Origin of the sequence: uncultured Thalassolituus sp. (assembly GCF_950066645.1) — a bacterium.
GTDB lineage: Bacteria > Pseudomonadota > Gammaproteobacteria > Pseudomonadales > Oceanobacteraceae > Thalassolituus.
Map to the genome: position 1 here is coordinate 22,195 of NZ_CATMFB010000018.1, position 21,152 is coordinate 43,346.

The 21,152-nt window shown below is 50.8% G+C and carries 19 protein-coding genes; 1 reads left to right on the top strand and 18 read right to left on the bottom strand.

Going from position 1 to position 21,152, the window contains the following annotated elements; all coding sequences use genetic code 11:
• Positions 1-70: 70 nt before the first annotated feature.
• Positions 71-2,122, top strand: a complete 2,052-nt coding sequence (locus Q1L85_RS14725; protein ID WP_300427847.1) for a motility associated factor glycosyltransferase family protein — start codon at positions 71-73, stop codon at positions 2,120-2,122.
• Here the strand turns inward: Q1L85_RS14725 and Q1L85_RS14730 are convergent.
• The 18 genes from Q1L85_RS14730 to Q1L85_RS14815 all read right to left on the bottom strand — a co-directional run bounded on the left by Q1L85_RS14730 (position 2,108) and on the right by Q1L85_RS14815 (position 20,900).
• Positions 2,108-3,043, bottom strand: a complete 936-nt coding sequence (locus tag Q1L85_RS14730) for a hypothetical protein (RefSeq protein ID WP_300433478.1) — start codon at positions 3,041-3,043, stop codon at positions 2,108-2,110. The two genes, Q1L85_RS14725 and Q1L85_RS14730, sit on opposite strands and share 15 nt — an antisense overlap.
• Complete coding sequence (locus tag Q1L85_RS14735; RefSeq protein ID WP_300428602.1) at positions 3,012-3,548, bottom strand: GNAT family protein; 537 nt, start codon at positions 3,546-3,548, stop codon at positions 3,012-3,014. Before Q1L85_RS14735 ends, Q1L85_RS14730 begins: the two co-directional genes overlap by 32 nt.
• The gene (locus Q1L85_RS14740) at positions 3,545-4,840 is read right to left on the bottom strand and encodes a DegT/DnrJ/EryC1/StrS family aminotransferase (RefSeq protein WP_300428604.1); all 1,296 of its coding nucleotides are present in this window, start codon (positions 4,838-4,840) and stop codon (positions 3,545-3,547) included. Before Q1L85_RS14740 ends, Q1L85_RS14735 begins: the two co-directional genes overlap by 4 nt.
• Positions 4,827-5,831: a Gfo/Idh/MocA family oxidoreductase gene (locus Q1L85_RS14745; protein ID WP_300428606.1), complete on the bottom strand. Its 1,005-nt coding sequence runs from the start codon at positions 5,829-5,831 to the stop codon at positions 4,827-4,829. Before Q1L85_RS14745 ends, Q1L85_RS14740 begins: the two co-directional genes overlap by 14 nt.
• Positions 5,828-6,508 (bottom strand): PIG-L deacetylase family protein, encoded by a 681-nt coding sequence (locus Q1L85_RS14750; protein WP_300433479.1) that lies wholly within the window; start codon positions 6,506-6,508, stop codon positions 5,828-5,830. The genes Q1L85_RS14745 and Q1L85_RS14750 overlap by 4 nt, the downstream gene beginning before the upstream one ends.
• 2 nt (positions 6,509-6,510) lie before the next feature.
• Positions 6,511-7,581, bottom strand: coding sequence for a pseudaminic acid synthase (gene pseI / locus Q1L85_RS14755; RefSeq protein ID WP_300433480.1), 1,071 nt, complete (start codon positions 7,579-7,581; stop codon positions 6,511-6,513).
• The gene (locus Q1L85_RS14760; protein ID WP_300433481.1) at positions 7,578-8,279 is read right to left on the bottom strand and encodes a hypothetical protein; all 702 of its coding nucleotides are present in this window, start codon (positions 8,277-8,279) and stop codon (positions 7,578-7,580) included. The genes pseI and Q1L85_RS14760 overlap by 4 nt, the downstream gene beginning before the upstream one ends.
• A 4-nt stretch (positions 8,280-8,283) precedes the next feature.
• Positions 8,284-9,801 carry a UDP-2,4-diacetamido-2,4,6-trideoxy-beta-L-altropyranose hydrolase gene (pseG, locus tag Q1L85_RS14765; protein ID WP_307726832.1) on the bottom strand — a complete coding sequence of 506 codons (1,518 nt, stop codon included), beginning with the start codon at positions 9,799-9,801 and terminating at the stop codon, positions 8,284-8,286.
• Positions 9,791-10,501, bottom strand: a complete 711-nt coding sequence (gene pseF, locus Q1L85_RS14770) for a pseudaminic acid cytidylyltransferase (RefSeq protein ID WP_300433482.1) — start codon at positions 10,499-10,501, stop codon at positions 9,791-9,793. Before pseF ends, pseG begins: the two co-directional genes overlap by 11 nt.
• Positions 10,498-11,652 carry a UDP-4-amino-4,6-dideoxy-N-acetyl-beta-L-altrosamine transaminase gene (gene pseC / locus Q1L85_RS14775; RefSeq protein WP_300433483.1) on the bottom strand — a complete coding sequence of 385 codons (1,155 nt, stop codon included), beginning with the start codon at positions 11,650-11,652 and terminating at the stop codon, positions 10,498-10,500. The genes pseF and pseC overlap by 4 nt, the downstream gene beginning before the upstream one ends.
• Position 11,653: 1 nt before the next feature.
• Entirely contained in the window at positions 11,654-12,652 is a 999-nt protein-coding gene (gene pseB / locus Q1L85_RS14780) for a UDP-N-acetylglucosamine 4,6-dehydratase (inverting) (protein ID WP_300433484.1), read from the bottom strand.
• Between the two features lie 116 nt (positions 12,653-12,768).
• Complete coding sequence (locus Q1L85_RS14785; protein ID WP_300433485.1) at positions 12,769-13,416, bottom strand: hypothetical protein; 648 nt, start codon at positions 13,414-13,416, stop codon at positions 12,769-12,771.
• 11 nt (positions 13,417-13,427) lie between these two features.
• Positions 13,428-15,638, bottom strand: a complete 2,211-nt coding sequence (locus Q1L85_RS14790) for a polysaccharide biosynthesis tyrosine autokinase (RefSeq protein WP_300433486.1) — start codon at positions 15,636-15,638, stop codon at positions 13,428-13,430.
• Positions 15,639-15,659: 21 nt separating this feature from the next.
• Complete coding sequence (locus tag Q1L85_RS14795) at positions 15,660-16,187, bottom strand: polysaccharide biosynthesis/export family protein (protein ID WP_300433487.1); 528 nt, start codon at positions 16,185-16,187, stop codon at positions 15,660-15,662.
• Positions 16,188-16,241: 54 nt separating this feature from the next.
• Positions 16,242-17,471, bottom strand: coding sequence for an outer membrane beta-barrel protein (locus Q1L85_RS14800; RefSeq protein ID WP_300433488.1), 1,230 nt, complete (start codon positions 17,469-17,471; stop codon positions 16,242-16,244).
• Positions 17,464-17,898, bottom strand: coding sequence for a VanZ family protein (locus tag Q1L85_RS14805; RefSeq protein WP_300433489.1), 435 nt, complete (start codon positions 17,896-17,898; stop codon positions 17,464-17,466). Before Q1L85_RS14805 ends, Q1L85_RS14800 begins: the two co-directional genes overlap by 8 nt.
• A gap of 11 nt (positions 17,899-17,909) precedes the next feature.
• A complete protein-coding gene (locus Q1L85_RS14810; protein ID WP_300433490.1) occupies positions 17,910-19,313 on the bottom strand; it encodes an undecaprenyl-phosphate glucose phosphotransferase in 1,404 nt (467 codons plus the stop codon).
• Positions 19,314-19,502: 189 nt separating this feature from the next.
• The gene (locus Q1L85_RS14815) at positions 19,503-20,900 is read right to left on the bottom strand and encodes an MBL fold metallo-hydrolase (RefSeq protein ID WP_300433491.1); all 1,398 of its coding nucleotides are present in this window, start codon (positions 20,898-20,900) and stop codon (positions 19,503-19,505) included.
• Positions 20,901-21,152: the final 252 nt, after the last annotated feature.

Genomic DNA, 21,152 nt, shown 5'->3' on the forward strand with positions numbered 1-21,152 from the left:
CCAGGGCCTTCGTACCGGACTCAGATGGCATGATCTCTGCTACTTTCTCTGTTCAATAAGGAGAAATGGCATGACACACCCGCGAGCCGCCGGAGCAATGGCGCTGAAAGACAAAAATCTGGCGTTTTTTAAAAATAAGCACCCGGCGCTTTATCAGACAGCACTCCAGGAAAACTTCAGCCGCCTGACGCTTAACATCGATGGCGAGAGTGGAAAGGTCGACCTGTGGCTGAACAGGCAAAGTCTGTACAAGGGAGATGCACACGCATTTGCTGAAAAAGAGGTCGCCGCCTACAAACGCAATTTCGGGCCGGGTGAGTCAATTGCTACTATTCTGCCCCCCAGGCCGGGAGCAATAGGGTTCCACCGCTTCTTCTCCAAACGTATGCACGCCCTGACAGATCAGATCCCGGAGGACGCGGATCTGACACAGTATTACTCCATTCCCGATTTCTATCCGATGATTGCGTTTTTCGGTTGCGGGCTTGGCATCCACATCGAGAAGATGATTCAGGAACACCGAATACTCAATGTCATTATCTTCGAACCCGACCCAGAGTATTTCTTTGCCAGCCTGTACGTCACAGACTGGGAAAACCTGTTTAAAGAGTTCGAGCGTAAGGGCAATAAAATAGACATCCTGGTAGCCAGCGGCGGTGTTGCTCCTCCCGAGGTATCATCTCCAGCATTGTGGAATCTGCTGATCAACTACGGACCAAGCTTTCCACTGTGTGCGCTCTTCTATAACCACATCAGTAGCGAGCCTTACAGCCCTATCATCAAACGTATTCAGGGCGATATGCACTTCTTCCTGAACCAGTGGGGATACTACGATGATGAAATTAATCAGCTGAACAACGCACTGCATAACATAGGCGCCGGTGTTCCTCCGATGTCTTATGACCAGATTGATACCAGCCTTCCAGCGGTCATCGTGGGTGGCGGGCCATCATTCGATATGCGGGTGGAAGAAATTAAGCGTCACAGAAGCAAAATGCTGCTGATCTCCTGTGGGACCGCGGTGCACAGCATCATTGCTGCCGGATTAATGCCCGATATTCATGTTGAGATTGAGTCACACATGCTGACTTACGATCATCTGTCGAAGATTGAGGCTGAAGAATTTTTCGAGAACACCCTGCTCGTCGGCGCACTACAACTCCCGCCTCAGGTATTTGGCCTGTTCCGGCATGGATATTATTTCCTGAAAGATTCAACCGCGCTGGGCAATATGTTCGGTAAACCCGAAGAGATCGTTCATCGCGCCACTCCAACCTGTACCAACACAGGTGTCGCTATCGCAACACACCTGAAGCTCGACAGCGTATTTCTGTACGGGATGGACTTCGGGTTCCCCGAAAAGAATCAGCATCACTCGAAGAACAGTATCTACTTCAGCGACAAGATGAGTGACTCGATCAAAGAGGGCGTTAAACGCAACCTCGAAAAGCTGGTTGAGACTGAGTCCGTGCATGGAGATCTGATGTACACATTCCCGATGTACAACACATCACGGATGAGCATAGAGCAGTTGATCAAACACAGGACCATTCATCAGGGTACGAAAAGTTATGCCTGCTCAGAGGGCGCAAAGATCGCTAATACCAACTATCTGACACCAGAAGACGTCGACAGTTTTTTCAGTAAGCGTGACGAGATTACATCCACCGAGTTTCTGAAATCACTGAAAGGGACTGCCTATACGCAAAAGCAGATGCGCGAAAAAATAAAAGAACTGGCAACGTTCCTGACAGAAATCAGCCGCTCACTGACCATCTGTCTGAATTCGTTAAAGTCGACCGAGCCCGAGGATGTCTTCCGGGTCTGCCACACCATTAACATGAATCTGATACAACAGATTTTTCCGAAATACGGGCTGACCGCGTACTTTATCCGTGGCTCAATCTGGCATTACCTGAACGTCGCGTGCGCTCATTCACTGTCGATTGAGAATCAAATAAGCCGTGATCACTTTATAAACGCGTGGAAAGAAAACTTCGGAAGCTTCCTGAAAGATCTGCCAGCACACTTTGACAGCATTACGTCTAAGACATACCCAGATTCTGACGACCCCTGGATTCGCAACGATATCGTCTCGAACGAACATCTATACGCAGAATGATACAGACCTGAGGTCCATGATACCTGCATGTGGCAGAACACATGCAGGTGCCTGTGGCGGCAATGCACAATACACCTTTCTTCCCGCTGCCAGCGCGACCACCATCGCATAGCTGTTCAACCCTACAACGCAATCAGCCTCAGACAGTGCTGACGATAAAGAGCGGGTGCTATCAACGGTAATCTTATAAATTTGATGGTCAGTTAATAAGGTGTACTTATTCTCCGGATCTGACGGGTGAGGACGGATAGTGATATCCCCTACCGCCGCTGAAGAATCTTCAAGACATTGAAGAAAAAATCGGAACGCGGCAAATTCGCCTGCCTCGCCAACACCGACCATCCCCCAGGCATCCCGCACGGGTTCCATAAGAAACAGAATACGTCCGCGATGTGGCGCTGACTTTACTTCTGCTATCTGGCGCTCAAGATATCTGCCTGGCATTCTGCGGATTTCCGCTCCGGGAATTTCTTCTTCGGCGATCCTGGCAGCCTCTGAATCAACAACCCATAGCTCGTCGATCTCCACCGAACCCTCATCACAGAAGTGAAAGCGAGGACGATAATTCACCCAATGGTCCAGCACGGCTACGCATTTTTTACCACAGCGACGAGCAGCAGACATGGCGGATTTCTCGTGGTCGGTTTGCCAGCCTGTTCCGGTCAGCACCCAGCCTGATTCAGATACCGCGTGTTCAACTGAGTAGTTTGTGCCGTCAAAACCAAACTGATGCGCAAGAGTCAGTGCGGGGCCAGCAAGTGCAAAAATAGCCTGATCTGGATCGAGATCCCCGGAACTTAACCAGGAAAAGATCTGATTTGCTGCGCCGGCGTCGTGGGCAACAACCGCAAAACGCCCAGCTGGAATATCTGATGGGCGGGAGTCTGTATCAGCGGAAGGCGGCAAAGTAGTGCATGTCATAGGCTTCCCCATCGACTAACTCCTGCGCAATACGAATACCGTCCGGGACCATTCCGGTCGCCTCCGCCACGCCAAGCATTGCCCTGTTACAGCTAAGAGTGCCCGCTGTCACCTTACGCATTTCAGGAAGAGATAACGCCAGATCAAGCGCAAGCTGCCAGGCACGACGTCCGACACCTGACCCCTTAACGTCGGGGGCACCGACAAGAATCCCCATATCAGCGGTACCATGCCGGTCATTGAAGTGAACTGTCATAGTGCCGACGTGACCGAAAGCTTTGTGTTCAATAGCGAGAAACACCGAAGGGGACGCTTTTACAGAATGGTAAAAAGCCTGACAGCTTTCGTCATCGTGCTGAATAAAGCGCTGATTACTGAAGCGCATCGTCCCGGGATGATTCAGCCACCCTATATACGCCTCAGAAATATCTTCCGCTCTGAACAAACGGACCGTAACATCCTCTGCAGAAACAGGTAGCGCCGCAATAAACTGATCTTTCATCATACCGCTGCAACCTTGTGTGCCCAGACCTTACGAAATGCCTGAATAATCAAGTCAATATCAGCTTCATTAAGATCATACACACACATCCCGAATCCGAGGTATGTTGAATCATTCATGACCTCTGCGACCGGACATATCCCCTTGTCGTAGCTGACCGATTGACGACTGAATTCTGCACTCCAGGGGAAGCCCGTAGAGCCATATGCCATTTTTTTCTGGTACATAGGCAACAGGTGCAAATTCTGATAACGGGTCGCCAGTTCAACACCTTCTGCCTTTAACGCAGCAGCCAGCTCTTCTTTGGAGCACCCGGTAATCAGTGGATCAACGAGCAGCGGAAATACGTAGTACACATGGGTATTGCCTTCACCCACCACAGGAACCTGCAGGCCTGGCAAGTCACGGATCCCCTCTGCAAGACGTTCGGCCAGGTGTTGTCGTGACGCCACCAGCGCAGGAAGCTTTTTAAGCTGCTCAATGCCAATAGCGCACTCAATTTCACCGAGGCGGAAGTTATATCCCAGCATATTATTCAGAGGCATTTCTTCGCGATCATTCAGCACTGCCTCAGCATGATTGCGTATCAGGCGTACACGCTCAGCGAGTGCATCATCATTGGTGACAACCACCCCACCCTCACCCGTATGGACATGCTTATGGTAATTGAGGCTGTAACCACCAATGTCTCCGAGCGTACCGGCGAACTTACCCTTATACAGAGCCGCTGGCGCCTGAGCGGTATCTGAAATAATCCGCAGATTAAATTCATCCGCAATCTGACGTAGCGCATCCATGTCCGCTGACTGTCCGAAAATATCGACCGCCATTATGGCTCGCGTTTTTTCGGTGATATTTGCCCGTACAGATTCAGGATCCAGATTGAAGGTATGCGGATCAATATCTGCAAATACCGGGATCGCATTCCACTGCAGTATGGCTGTCGCACTCGCGCACATGGTCCACGGGCTCACGATAATTTCATCCCCGGGTTCAATGTCCAATGCCCCTACGGCTGCAATCAGACCGGAGGTCCAGGAATTCACAGTGATAGCATGCTTAACGCCGAAGTATTCCTGACACTGAGTTTCAAACTCCCGAACCTTACTACCACCGTAAAAATCTTCATGCCAGCACCCAAGAAACTGGGACAGTACACCGGTTTCCATGACTTTCTGAACAGCCTCGGCTTCTTCCGTTCCGAGACTGTTATACCGAGGAAAAACACGATCAATTACCGGAGTTCCACCAGCTTCCGCCAAAGGGACTTGCCGTAACTCGTCAGCAGTTTTCATAAGCCAACCTTTTAATCTGATCACACAAAGACTCTGTTCGGACTGCCGCATCCGCAGACGAATGCACCCGGATACCTGCACGAGTGAGTTCTGTCAGTTCGTTAAATGCATTCTGCATAACAGGAGGGTACCCGCCATCCTCATGATGCTCACGGGCAAGGCGGCGATAACCGGGAAAGTCCGGACTTTCATCCGCCGAGCGGATACTCCAGCGAAAGCCGCTATCCAGAATACGAAACTCGCCATGTTCGGTCAGGATCTGCAATTCAAACTGAGAAAAATCCGCGGCCTGAGTACTGACCAGATGGCACAAAACACCGTCACCAGACCGTAAAACAGCATCCACGTCCGGATCACACTCATCAGTCACCTGCGCCGGGGAAGAAAAGGCGGCCCATAAAGGCGTCAGATCACCACAGAGCGTCAACAGGAGATCCAGCATATGGGAGCCGTTATTCAGTATGCCCTTGTTATACACGACGACAACGCTGCGTAATTTGCCATGCACACCATCACGGATATCCCTGAGCAACTCCTGAAGTTTATCGTCCCAACGTCTGCTGTAATTTACCAATAACAACACACCTGCTTCACGGCAGGCATGCACAACGGCCTCAGTTTCTGCGGGGCTTTGACTCACCGGCTTTTCTAAGAAGATTGCTTTCGGTCTGAGAGCAAGTGCCTGGTCGACCATCTGCGAGTGAAAAGCCGTCGGAGCTGCAATAGTGATAATGTCGAAACCCGCCTCAGGAACGCTGACATCCTGCAACGCGCGATACCCGCTGGTGATCCCCCATTCTTCCTGAAAGAGAGCACGCGCTCGGTCATCAGGGTCGACACACGCTGAAACACTCACGCCCTCACACCGCGCCAGCGCTCCCGCATGAGAAAGCGGCCAGCCCGCGCCGGAAAGCACTTCGGATTTCCGGTCAGAATCAAAGCCCCCGGAGATCCGGCCACAACCGATAATGAGTGCACTCAGTGTCATCATTTATCTACCTGACGCATCAGCATAAATGCTTCGGCATAGTCGACACCCACCGCAGCCCCACGGACTCCGGCCAACTGTCGGCAGTTCTGATAAGAGCGGGGATGTGGATATTCCCGCATTTCCGCATCATACGAACGTAAAGCGCTTTCTTTGGCTTCGATATAATCTGAAATATCAATCCAGTAATTTGGCTGAAATGCGTCGCCGATACCCCACTCAGTACTTGAGAGCACTTCAGCGGCAAGTATCTTGCGGATACGACTACCCGGCAGAGCCCGGCACGCCGTCATCACTGTCTTAGCGGTAAGCTGATGATCTACATTCAGATCGCCATAAAAATGCGTGTATACAACCGTTGGCTGAATTTCGTCAATCAGGGGCTCAATGCTCTGAACCAGATCCAGAAGCGGAACCGCATCAAGGCGGTTGTCCGGCCAGTTCAGACGTGTAATCTGCTCAATACCCAGCTTATCCGCCGCATGGTCGGTGGCCTGATTGCGTGCAGCAAAAGACTCGTCGTCTGCACTGGCTCTTGCGCCTTCTCCGTCTGCCATAAAAATGGCATAAACACGATCGCCTCGGGCAGAATGCCGGGCCAGAGCGCCTCCGCAACCCAGAGCTTCATCATCCGGATGTGCAAAGATTGCCAGCACAATGTCCTGTTCAGAATTTGGCATATTCAACCTACCTGTTCATCCGCAGCAGGGCCAGTCAGTACGTCCCAGCTGACCGGCGTTCCAAAGTCGACGGCGGTTGTCAGCGTCCGCCCCACCACATCGTCAAAGTACTTAGGAGGCAACCCAAAACCGGGACGAATCCGGCGAACATCATCAGGAGTAATCTGGTGGCCCGCAGGTAAGTCCTTCACAAAATAAATCGAACGACGGAAGCGCTTGTTCGCCTCTTCCGCAGGCTGACGTTTATATTCCGCAACCCCAAGTGCCTCCCAGGCGGATCCGGAGTCAGTCACCAACTGCTGCAGCTCTGCGGGCTCGATAGAAAACTCACTGTCAGGCCCTTTATCTGCACGACTCAGGGTAAAATGCTTTTCAATGACGCAGGCTCCCAGCGACACTGCCGCAACCGAAGCCACCGTACCCAGAGTATGATCTGACAAGCCAACGGTAACGCCGAATTCCTGCTGCAGACACGCCATCTGACGCAGATTCGCCTGATTCATAGGCGCTGGGTAACTACTGATACAATGCAGTAGCACCAGATCACGGCAGCCCGCTGCTCTTGCAGCCTCAACCGCTTCAGCAACCTCGCTCAGCGTGGCCATCCCGGTGGACATAATCATTGGCTTCCCCGTCGCTGCAATACAACGGATCAAAGGCAGATCAGTCAATTCAAACGATGCCACCTTGTAAGCAGGCGCATTCAGTGACTCTAAGAGCTCGACAGCCGTCTCATCAAAAGGCGTTGAAAAGATTGTGATACCACGCCGTGCAGCATGTTCAAAGATGGCCTGATGCCAGTCATAGGGCGTCTCTGCCCATTTATACAGGTCATAAAGACGGTAGCCATCCCACAAACCGCCCTCTATGCAGAAATCCGGTTTGTCACAATCAATCGTCATAGTGTCAGCGGTATAGGTCTGAATTTTAATCGCGCTGGCACCGGCATCCGCCGCCGCATCAATCGTCTGCAGCGCCTTCGACAGATCGCCGTTATGATTGGCTGACAGCTCAGCAATAATATAAGGCGGATATTCTGGTCCGATTTTTCTGTTATTGATCGAAAAAGTCATACAGACTCCTCTGCATTATCTGACGACTCAATGGGCAGAAAGGTCGCTCGTGCAACGACCCTGCCATCCACCATTTCCGCATCCCGGAATTCCACCCGCATACCACTCTGCTCTATGTATGCATGTGGATAGCCGTCGGCATCAAGCATACGGATAAAATCGTATCGTTGTTGCTCGTTCAGCCCCTCTGGTATCTGGCTCTGCTCTGGTGTTCTGCGCTTAAACAGCAGCGGGGGTCCCTGCTGCTCTACGGGCACTGGCTCCGACTCAGTAATAAGCCGAATCATTTCAAAACTCAGTTGACCGGCACGCAGATAAATATCCTGTGCACGCCCTTCAAGCGGGAGTACGCGTTTCATATATACCGGGCCGGCATCCATTGCTTCCACCATTCGGAAGGCCGACAATTTTGTTTCTGTATGCCCGCGAAGAATCAGGTTCTGTAACGGGCTTCCTCCCCGGCCAAACGGGAGATCGGTCATATGGAAGCAGACACATTCGTAGTTGCTCCATATCGACTGAGGCACCCGTTCACTCCAATGCAGAAAGAAAATAAACCGCACATCAGCAGATTCAAGCGCCTGCTCCAACCCGGCTGTGTTTTCTACCCACATCCAGTGACCAGGGCAGCTATCCCGTAGCTGACAGAAACTGTCAAAATGCCAACGCTTGTTACTGGCAATAATATAAGTTTGCACTGCTCTATCTGAACACATAGCAACGCTGCCCCACACGTTGAAAACCGGCGTTTCTGAAAGCACGACGAGAGGCGATATTGCCTGTATCTATATCGGCGACCACAGAAATATCCGGGTGCCTTAAGCAACAGGCCCGCAGCGCACGCCGTGCGAGATTATTTCCCCGGTAACGACGATCAATCAGCACCGATACCTCAGCGGTTTTGCGGCGGCCTCTGTTTCCAGCGAAATCAAGTCGAACATACCCTGCCGGATAGCCATCCCACTCCACAATGTAAATCCGCGAGGAGGTTTGCTTCAGATGGCGCTCAAACCAACGCCGGTGCTCGCTCCAGCGAGGCACCTGAGGGTGACGGAAAAATCGCCTGGCTCCCGGTTGTTTCTGCCATTGATACAGACGCGCGCAATCACCAGCATCCACCGACCGGAGAACAAAACCGTACGCAACAGTAGACGAAAGAGCACGAACAACACGTTCAGGCCCCGCCCCATCAAGAAGGTGACGTCCACGGCTCCGCATCTGCTTTCTCACGTCGGCATCCACTATCATTTCTGAGATAAGCCCGCGATCTATTTCTGCGACTGCCTGACGAAAATCACCCACGATACACACACAACCCCTGGCTGCGGCTTCCTGCGCCTGGGGCACCTGATTGTCTGCGACAATAACTAACCCCGTTGGCAGGCCAGCAGCGACCCGCTCCCACAGCGAACCACCGGCGGCACCAATGCAGAGTTTATGACGGCCATACAAGGTGGACATGTCTTCACAATACGCAATGAGTTGCACATTAAATGGCCAGCTCCCGCCAGCTCCCTTAATTTCATCCCAGGAGTGTGAATTGCGATTAACCAGAACCGTGATATTCAAGCCCTCGGCTTGCGGAATTCCGGTCATCTGCCGTAACAGCTCGGCAGTCAGTCCATCCCGGTCGGCGCCGCCCAGATTCACGAGAACATCAGATTTTTCGTTCACCGGAATATCTTCTACGTTAAAAAACTCCGGACGCACGAGCGTATAATCTGCACCCGCCAGCATTCTTGCGCAGGCCGTAATCTCTTTATAATCTTCTGACGCGGCTCCCGGGCGTGGGTCTAACAATAAATCGGCGTGAATTTTACGATGGGGCCAGTCTTCCAACATCATCAGAGGAAAGCCCGCTGCCTTAATCTGTTTCTGCCAATGCGCACCCAGACCATAGTGGTCTGACACGACCCAGTCAGCCTGAAAATTCATCATTTCCGACAGAAAGTGACGAGCATCAGCCTCTTGCTCGCAGACGCTCCACTCACCTTCCGTTGCATACTGTTCAGATCGGGCGGTGCCAGATAGCCGATAACCAATGTCTTTTTTACTCAGAAGTCCAAGCAGTACTTCAGAAGCTTCTGTCATAAAGAAAGCGCATTTATGTCCCCCCGCTTTCAGGCTCTCTGCCAATGTCAGACATCGCATCACATGGCCTGTCCCCAGACTGGGAGATGCATCACATCTGAAGGCTACCCTCATCTGCTCACGACTCATAAGCAGATGAAGTACCAATAATTTCTGGGGCCATCAGCTCAGCTCGCGCCCAGTCATCGACCGTATCAATATCCTGAACCCGCCAGCGTGGTATCTCATATGCCCGGGATGCCGATGAAAATATCACGTCACCATTCAGCCAGGCCTCACTGACACCCCAGTAAAACTGCCCTGCATCATGGAATGCACGAGGCAGATCCTGTGAACGCTTATTAAAATTCTCTGGCCAGAACATCTCAACCGAAGCATCGTCATGCAGCTGAAAAGAGCGGAAAATCGGCGCCGGAAATTCAGTCACAGTGAAACTGTAACGACTGCCCGATGCAGCCAACAGTTTGTGAGCACCTTTCAGATCATCAATACTGATAAAAGGAGCGGTCGCGTAAATACAACACACCTCCTGGGGCTGATCTCCCTGATCGGTAAGTGTCTGGATCGCATGGGCAATGACTGGAATGGTGGGGGTGTGGTCATCCGATAAATCTGCAGGCCGCATGAAAGGGGTTTCCGCGCCATACGATCTCGCCACACTGGCAATCTCTTCGTCATCGGTAGAAACAATAACACGATCGAACATGCCCGAGTTTATGGCCGCTTCGATAGACCACGCGATCATAGGTTTGCCGTAAAACATCTTAATATTCTTACGGGGAATCCGTTTACTTCCGCCCCGCGCGGGAATGACAGCAACTCTACTCATATCAATAACTCCCTGAGACTGGCAACGACGATGTCCTGTTCCGCATCGGACATGCCGTGAAACAGAGGAATACTGAGTGCGTCCTGATAATACGATTCGGCTACCGGATAATCACCCGACTGAAACCCAAGCGCCTGATAATACGGCTGCAGATGTACCGGAATATAGTGCAGATTCACCCCAATTCCGCGCTCTCTGAGCGCATCAAATAACTGATCACGCGCTATTTTTCCCTCAGGTTTCACACGGACAATATACAGATGCCAGGAAGAGTCGCTTTCTGATATCTGATGGGGAAGTATCAGAGGCAGCTCAGAAAGCTTTTCAGAATACTGCATGGCGAGCTGTCGCCGGCGATCAACAAAACTCCTTAACCGATTCATCTGACTGATACCAAGCGCCGCCTGAATATCCGTCATCCGATAGTTAAACCCGAGTTCCAGTTGCTGATAATACCAGGGGCCATCCGACGCTTTGGTCATTAATGCAGTATCGCGGGTAATGCCGTGAGAGCGTAGCCTCTGCATTCGCTCAGCCAGAGCGGCATCTTTCGTCGTGGCAACGCCACCTTCACCAGTAGTCACGATTTTCACCGGATGAAAACTGAATACAGTAATATCCGAATACTGACAATTGCCTACCGGGCTATCTTTATAGCTGCCGCCAATGCCATGTGAAGCATCTTCAATCACCCGAAAGCCAAACTCCTTAGCTAACCCAGCGATCGCTTTCATATCGCATGACTGACCAGCAAGATGCACAGGAATAACAACCTTGGGTAAACGGTTCTCTGCCTGAGCAACCTCAAGTTTCGTGCGCAGTGCTGAGACAGACAGGTTATATGTAGACTCATCAATGTCTACAAAATCGACGTCCGCGCCGCAATAGCGGGCGCAATTGGCTGAAGCAACAAAAGTGACCGGGGACGTCCAGACAATATCCCCAGGGCCAACATCCAGAGCAAGGCAAGCAATATGAAGCGCCGAGGTAGCGCTGTTTACCGCAACCGCAAATGGCGCACTCACAGCGTCGGCAACACTGGTTTCAAATCGTTCTACGGCGGGCCCCTGGGTGAGAAAATCCGATCTCAGCACCTCGGTGACACTGAGAATATCCTCTTCTGTTATATCCTGACGCCCATACGGAATCATTTCAGATACGACCTATCTTTTCCTGATTTTCTGCAATCCAGTCCTGGAGTTCTTCATCGGTCATCCACTCTGTGTTGTTATCACTGGCATACACAAAGCCATCAGACACAGGCCGGCCATCTTTGATGCGTGATGGGCAACGATCCCAACCGTGAATCGCAGGGAGAATTTTAAAATGCTCATCGTACTCAAACGTATGAATGGCATCCTCACTACCGATCATCTGCTCATGAAGCTTCTCGCCCGGGCGAATGCCAACCACTTCCTGCTCGGCGTCAGGGGCGATAACACGGGCAAGATCAGTCACCTTCATCGAAGGAATTTTTTTCACGTAAATCTCGCCTCCTTCCATGTCTTCGAAAGCGTGCCAGACCAGCTTAACCGCATCTTCCAGAGAAATCATAAAGCGCGTCATCCGCGCATCTGTGATCGGTAAGGTGCCCTTATCCTTGATGGACATAAAAAATGGAATCACCGACCCCCGTGATCCCATCACATTGCCATAACGGACAACAGAAAAGCGGGTGCCGTGATCTCCGGAATACGAATTACCGGCAACAAATAGCTTATCAGAGGCAAGTTTTGTCGCACCATACAGGTTGACCGGCGAACTCGCCTTGTCAGTAGACAGCGCCACACACCCTTTCACACCGTGATCAATGCAGGCATCAATCACATTCATGGCACCGTTGATATTGGTCTTCACACACTCAAAGGGATTGTATTCTGCAATCGGAACGATTTTGGTTGCAGCCGCGTGAACAACGTAGTCCACACCGTCGAGGGCGCGGTAAAGGCGGTCTTTATCTCTGACATCGCCAATGAAGAAGCGTACACGAGGATCCCCCTCAAATAACTTCGCCATCTCCCACTGCTTCATCTCATCACGGGAGAAAATGATCACTCGTCGAGGGTTGTACTTTTCCAGCGTCATAGGCACAAAGGCATGGCCAAACGAGCCGGTACCGCCCGTCACCAGAATGCTCTTACCATCAAACATCGTCGATCTCCTGACGCTTTTAGTTGTTTAACAGGTAAGTAGCAATATGTATGCCGTAATCCTGACGTCAAAAACGCCAGGATCGGGTGGCAGAAATCAAACCAGGAGAAAGATGTTCAGCCCTGCGTACTGCAGTATGGCTGAACAATAGGCCAGGGCAGCTCACCGCACAACTCAGGGTGGCGTGGCACTTCCTGCTCCACGACGTCGAGCAGAGGAGTGAGAATGTAGGACTTCGAGCGCTTAAGATTCGCAGCGATACGCTGCTTCTGGTCAGCCCGGAGCTTAGGCCATGAGCGAAGAGCAACTTCTATCATATAGCTGTCCAGACCACGCTCATTAGGGGCTATCGATAGCAGAGCATCATAACGAGCCTGAATCACCTCAGCCGGACTACCAATAATATATTCCGCATCCAACAAAGCCAGATGGTAATACGGCCACCTCGGACGCCATTTCGTCGCCGGCTCCAGCAACGCAATCACTTCCGTCATAGGTGCAATGCGCTCTTCTGGCTCAAGGGTCATCGCATACTCACGCAACCATGAGGCTTTCGCCTCCCTCGCCTTCAGATTGAAGGGGGCAAGCGCAAGAATCGTATCCAGGACAATATTGTCGGGGCTGTCGGCCGGCAACGCCCTGCCAATACCAACAAAAAGAAAAGAGAAACTGAGGTAGAGGCCAGCGATTGCCAGCCCCATCGGTAACCACCAGCTGCGGCGTTTAATCCAGTTGCGCGCAGCCAGTAAATCCCTGTCAGACATCAAAGCCTTCCTTAACTTTGCGTGCTGTATCCGTAGTTATCGTAGTAGCCAGCATACGAGCCGCCGTACTTCGCTTCACGCTCTACGTCTACCTGATTCAGTACCACGCCAAGGATACGGGCGTTACTGCCACGCAGACGCTCAATACCACCGGCGGCAAGCTTGTCACGGGTGTCGTCCGCTTTGACGATATAAACCACACCGTCCGTTACCGTCGACAGGTACAAAGCATCACTCACGGCATGAACCGGCGCCGAGTCGATGATAATACGCTGGTACTGACCGCGAAGGCTTTCCAGAATCTCACGGAACTTCTTAGAAGCCAGCAACTCGAGTGGATTCGGAGGAATCGGCCCAGCGGACATAACATCAATATTCAGACCTTCAACAGTCTGAATCGAATCCTGAATCGTATCCGGGTAGGCTACTGCGTTAGAAAGACCCGGCTTACCAGGCTCAAGACCCAGCTTTTTGGCCATGGTCGGACGACGCATATCAGCGTCAATCAACAACACTTTCTCCATCTGACCAAACGCTTCCGCGATGTTACAGGCCGTTGTGGTCTTACCCTCGCCCGGCACAGAGGAAGTGACAAGAATGACCTGAGCAGGATTTTCCAGACCAGTCAGAGTAATACTGGTACGCAGCGTCCGCACAGACTCCGCAAAACCTGTCTGGGTTTCATCCGTAAATGCGGTTGCAGCGGCTTTTTCTGCCTCCTCCTCAGATTGCTTAGTTGCAACTCTTACGAGAGGAAGTATTCCAAGCATAGGGGCTTTAAGTTTTCTATCCACATCATCAGTATTTTTCACAGTAGCGTCCAGATAATCGCGCAAGACCACTACGCCAACACCCAGTCCAAGGCTTGCAGCAAAGGCAAACAAGATAATCATTTTTCTGTTTGGCCAAGATGGTGCGACCGGTAACACCGCAGGGTCAACGACACGAGCATTAGCGCTCTGCATATCACCAGTTGCTTTAGTTTCACTCATTCGCTCGTAAAACGTGTCGTAAAGCGTACGATTCGTGTTTACCTCTCGCTCAAGTTCTCTGAGGGTAAATTCAACTCGGTTAATATCCCGGGCACTATCTTTTGCTGAGGCGAGTGATTGCTCTAAAGCCTGCTCTTTAGAACGAGCTGCGAGGTATTCTGACTCAATCGTCTGCGTTACGCGCCGCATCTGAGTGAGCATTGACTGTCGCACAGCATCAAGATCTGACTGCGCAGCAATCATTTTAGGGTGCATTGGTCCATAGCGTTTTCCCAGCTCTGATACAGACAACTCAGCTTGCGTCTCTTGACCTTTAAGAGATGCTACGACGTGGTTGTTCAAAATACTCGGGATTGTCGACAGGTTATCGTAAGAGTAACTTGGAAGCGCCTTTATCTGTCTGTAAGTACTCTCAAGATCAACTCGCTTCGCTCTGGCTTGCCCAAGTAGTGAGGTAGTATTGTCTATCTCCCTCGATACCATAGTTCCAACACCCGAAACATCTACGAGATTATTCGATTCTCGAAAAGCCTGTAAGCGAGCTTCAGAGTCATCAAGATTATCTTTTAACTCCGATAACCTCTCTGTTAGCCAACCGGCTGCTTGCTGTGTCAAACCAATTTTCGCTTCAAGCTGACTCTCGATATAGCCTTCAGCCATTCGGTTCGCTGCTCTACGAGCCAGGCTTGGAGATTCAGATGTCACCACAATGTGCACAAGCTGCGTGCCCATCACTGGGCGGATCGCCACAGAAGACCAGAATGTGCCTACTGTCGCATCCATCACATCATTTTCGTCAAACTCTACGGGACCCGAGAACGCCTCTCTGATAACACGTTTCAAGGAAAACGATTCAAGGTTCTTTGGATGAAGTGGGTTAAACTCTGGTTCATCGATCAGATTGAGATTCTGAACAACACGCCTCGCGAGCTCTCTTGATTTCAAAACTTCAAACTGCGTAGAGAGATAGTTTCTCGAGCCCATTGGAATACCGTAAACTTCCTGAATAGGAATTACATTACTCTCCTGCTCCTCAATCAGGAGTGTCGCAACCGCCTGATACTTTGGCGTGATTGCCATTGCAGCGAAAAAGGCAAGTGTCGTAACCAATATGGAAAACCCCAAAATTGGCCACATATACCTACGAATTAGATGGACATACCTCGTTAGATCCAGACCTTGAGGAGCACCGCTATCAAGTCCAAGTCCGTTCTGATTTTGTGGATACATGATTTATGACTACCCTTCCCTTTAAAAGAAACTCTGTTCAACGGTGACAACATCACCGGGCATGATGTTATCCTGCAGCTTCACACTTATCCGTGTTGTTTTCCCTTCACTAGGCTGGCTGCGTTCAACAAATATCTTATTTCTGGATGCCCGATCGGTATAACCGCCCGCAATGGAAATCGCCCGATCGACCGTCAAGCCGGGTTGAAATGAATAACTACCAGGGCGTTTAACTTCTCCATTAACATAAAAAGGTCGATATTCGATCATCCCAACAGTCACACTAGGATCAATCAGATACGGACCTTTCAGGCCTGCTACAATTTTCTCTTCAAATTGTTTGACGGTAAGCCCACTAACTGTGAGATCCCCAAGGAAAGGATAAGAGATCGAGCCAGATGATCCTATCCGGACGTCGATGCTCAAGTCTGGCTCACCGTACACTGAGATAGATATGAAGTCACCCGCACCCAGTTTATAGTTGTCCGCCTCATTGCCCGACACCCCAACACTAAATAACGTTATCAATAACAAAAAAATCGCTTTCATCGTAGATTATCCATCACCAGTTAAGTTCTTATGGTTAAGCTTTATACACTCTGATCAGATCCCCAAAGCCAGATCCAGAGAATAAATCATGCGATCAAACTCCAAATCATCGTTCGTTGATTGCTTTGTGAGATAACTCACCCCAACAGAAATATCCATAGCTCGCGAAGGTGAGTATATTAGCGAGGGACTCAAAGTATATGAGTTATCGGTACGGACGACCTTATCGTTAAGATAAAACAGCTGCCTTGAATAGATTGCCTGAATAGAGCTCGCGAAGAATATTGAGTAGGCATGATCCCATGATATGACGGTTGATGATGCATTTGAGAATGATCCGGGCCCGGACGTTTCAGCAAAAGCCCGCGAAGTGGTCAAAGCAAAAGTTGAATGTGCCTTGGGGCTCCATTCTGCTTCAACCTCCCAACTAAGGGATGTCTGAGCGCTCTGATTAGTGTCGTCAGGCACCCTCTGGGTTGCACCCACAACCGCCCGCCCTGTACTCTTTCCGGAAAAACTCCAGGAAAACCCGCCGAGAAGTGAGTGCCCACTCGCTTCCTTAGACTGCGCATCGCCAGAGCTACTGATGTAGTCAACTCTTGTCGCACGCCCCTCAACAACAATGTCAGCATCCGGGCTCAGATATATCGATGTGCCAACCCCTGCAAGCCAAGAGAAATACTCCCTGTCCGCGGTACCTCTGTCAAAATTATTTATGTAATTCTTATCTGTAAACCGCCCAAAGGTTGAAAAGCCAAGAAGCGAATTCTCAGCCCCCAACTCAATACTCCCACCAATAGAAGCCGTCCGATGTTTATCTGGATAAAATACATCCTCAACAGCGACCACACCTTCATCTACACCAGCCCCCCTCGCATCATGTCCCAGCACGTAGGAACCTTCTACTGTCGCCGTCGACCTCCGACTCAAGGATACTACTCCCCCTGCAGTTAAAGTCTGGTCAGTGTAATTATCGTTCGCGTTTGTACTGTAGGCCCCTTGTTCCAACACATACATCAGTTCGTACTCACCCTGCCCCGTATCAAGGGTCATAACGACTTCAGGACTTATACTAGTCACCGTGGCAGATTCCTTTGTGGAATCCGGCTGACTGTATGCGTTGCTGTCATCCTTGATCCCATAAGTAACCGCGGGAAACACTACGAAACCGCTACCGACTGCGATACCAGCCTGCTCCAAAGCTCCAACATGATTAACGACAACCAGAGGGAAGAACAATAAAAAGTGACGCAACATACCAAATACCGAACTGGTCTTAATCAAAATCTGTACCACTTAGAAACCGCACTCTTATATTCCCAATGTTGGTCAAAGTATAGAGGCCAGTGCCTGACAATACACCCGACATACCATAGAAAACATCACGAATGTCGACGGCTCGATTATCTGAGAATAGCTGCAGGAACTCCTCTACACTGAGAATGACAAGAAGAAGGACTACAATAACGGATATTCTGAGGACCTCATTGCAGTTAACGAAACAGGATTGACTGGCCTTAAGCGTCAAAACGCTCAGCCCAGCGGAAAAGAAGAAATGCATCCATTTATCGCCCCCCATCAACCGCGCAAGATCTTTCAACTCTGGCTCATAGACGCCCAGTGACTTACACAAGCTCATCCCTGACAAGAGAGTGCCATAGAACATGAAGGCAAACACCCATACTTTCGGGTGTCTATCAGATGACAACATTGATTCTCCACTCAATGTACGTGACTACCCGTGAATCCCTTGAAGAAGGTCAAAAAGACAATCTTGATGTCCATCCAGAGCGACCAGTTGCGAATATAATCCAGATCATACTCAACCCGCCCTTCCATTTTGTCGAGTGTATCAGTTTCACCGCGGTAGCCATTGATCTGTGCCCACCCAGTGATGCCAGGCTTCACCTTGTGGCGCAGCATGTAGTATGGAATCAGCTTCCGATATTCCTCGTTGTGAGCAACAGCATGGGGGCGCGGACCCACCACTGACATACTTCCCTGCAGGACGTTAATAAACTGCGGCAGCTCATCGAGTGACGTTTTACGGATAAAGGCACCCAATGGAGTGATACGGGCATCGCCCTTCGTTGCCTGTACCACTTTATCCCCGTTGTCCATGGTGGTCATGCTGCGGAATTTCCAGACTTCGATACGGCGACCATCCAGCCCATAGCGGACCTGCTTGAAAATCACTGGTCCGGGAGATGTGATCTTCACCAGAGCTGCAATCACTGCCATCGGCAGAGCGATCACCGACAGTACACTTAATGAAAAAACGATGTCGAACATGCGTTTCAGTACGTCATTGATACCAAAGATCGGCGAATCATAAACACTGAGTGTCTGCATGCTTCCCACTTCACTGAGACGAGCATGCAGCAGGTTGAAGGTAAAGAAGTCAGGGATAAGATGTACCGACGCAGTAGTGTCACCGCATTTTTCAAGGATCTGCGCAATCCGCTTCTGTGCTTTCAAAGGTAACGCAATGAAAATCACCTGAACTTTGCCTGCCTGCGTCAGTTCAATCAGTTGATCAATCGTTCCTTCAAGGGTGGCATCAGGAAACTCAGACTTCAGGCGTTCATGACAACGATCATCGTAAAAGCCCTTGAACTGGTATCCCAGTTCCGGGTTCATCGCGATCTGCTTTTTCATGGCAATAGCAGCATCGTTGATACCAACGATGGCAACCCGCCGGGTGTTATAGCCGCGAACCCGCACTTCTCTCAGAAACTGACGGAATATGAAGCGCCAGCCAGTGAGAGCAAATAAGGTACCCAACATCCATACCCCCATCACCAGGCGGGAGTAGTCTTCAGACACTTTGGCAAAGAAAGCCATGACTGTGAGGCAGGCCGAAACGATCACCCATGCGAATGTCGAGGTGGAGAGCATCCTGATAGAGGATGTCGCCCGCCAGGAGCGGTAGACCTCAAGAGACTCTGCAAACAAAAGAAATAGTACAGAACCGGAGAGGCCCGCAATCAGATAACGAGGGTCTGGCTGAATCCCGAACGCTGACAGCGATGCCATCAGAGCGAGAAGAATGACAGCCATATCAATGACGCGATAGACCAGTCCGAAGGTACCTTCGTTTGACCGGATAACTCCCTGTTTCGTCATGCAAATCTCCTTTCACAGCGTTGTGCTGTCGATGTGGTGATTATCGTCGGGTGTGCGCAATATGTCCATGCCGGATATGACAGGAAAGCCGGTAAGTCACTCCTGATTTCATACCAAAGAACCAGATTGTCATCATTGAAAACGCAAGAGTGTTCTCAGAATGTCTAAAGCCGAAAGCAGAATTATGGCTCAATCTGGTACATAGACACGTGTATCAGGGAACTTATCCTGGAATTTGTGCTTCAAGGCAAGCTTAGCAGTAGAGTCGCCGTGGACAATGCGGATAATGTCCGGTGGCCGTTTCATTCTCGTGACAAAGCGCACCAGATCTCCCTGATCCGCGTGAGCACTATAGCCCGACAAGGTATGTATGTTCGCCCTGATATCGATCTTCTGCCGATCAATCAAGACATACCCGCCAGAAGGACCATACTTCTGAATGTCCCGGCCTGGCGTTCCCGCGGCCTGATAGCCGACGAACACGACGTCCGTGCGGCTATCGGGAAGCAAAGCCTTCAGGTAGTTCATAACTCGGCCACCCGCACACATGCCACTCGCGGCGATTACAATCGCCGGGTGACCGGAGTCCGCAAGATATCGAACACTTTGCAAGTGCTCGCGATGACTTTCGATGGTTGTGAGTTGCTCGAATGACAGCGGATGCCGGCCACTTCGTGTCTTTCGCCTCGCTTCCGCATCCCACAATCGCTTAAGAGAGCGATAGTGGCTTGTGAACTGCGCAGCGAGAGGTGAATCAACAATGATGTCCAGCGCCTCCCACCGTAGCGCCTGCCCCCGATTCACTCTACGATTCTTCATCCGATGGATAATGTCTTCAATCTCATACAGTAGCTCCTGGGTCCGCCCTATTGAGAACGCAGGAATCAGAATGGTACCGCCGTTTTTCAGACTTCTCTCAATTGCGAGCTGCAGCGCCTTGCGCCTGTGTTTTCTCCCCTCGTGAAGCCTGTCTCCATAGGTACTTTCAATCACCAGATCATCACATTGGTACGGCGACTTTGGTGCAGGGAGCAATGGCGAGTAAGGCGCACCTAAATCTCCCGAGAAGATCACCCTTTTTGACTGCCTCAGTGAAGCGCCCACGGCAAACTCGACATAAGCAGAGCCAAGAATGTGGCCCGCAGGATGAAACTTCGCTTTCACTCCTGCAAGATCACTCAGTTGAAACCACTGTTTGTAAGGGACGGGGCGCAGACGTTGAGAGAGTAGCTTCAGAAAGGTTTTGATCAGGGCCTCATCGCGGGTCACCCCTACTTTAAGAGCGTCTTCCAGAACCAGCGGCAACAACTGTGCAGTTGCTTCGGTCGCAAAGATTGGCCCTTTGAACCCGGCAGCGAGCAGATAAGGAATGCGACCAACGTGATCAATATGGCAGTGCGTCACGACCAGTGCTTCGACATCTTCAATATCAAAATCGATGGGAGACTGTCCCGGCTCGGTCGGAGACGACTCTGCCCCCTGAAACATGCCACAATCGACAAGGATGGAGCCGCCTGACTCGAGTGTCAGGCGGTGACAGGAGCCGGTCACGCCGGTGACGGCACCGTGGTGCGATATCTGGTACATAAAAACCTTCCCTGGTTTTCTTGTTACTCTGGATCCCCGCCTTCGCGGGGATGACAGGATATTTCAAGCAGCCTCAGCCGTTTCAAATAGCCTCTGTCATTTCAAGAAACCTCTGTCATTCCCACGAAAGTGGGAATACATATGCATTCTTACGCTGGATCCCCGCGTTCGCGAGGATGACAGGGCATCGCAAGCAGCCTCTGTCATTCCCACGAAAGTGGGAATCTATAAGCATTCTTACGCTGGATCCCC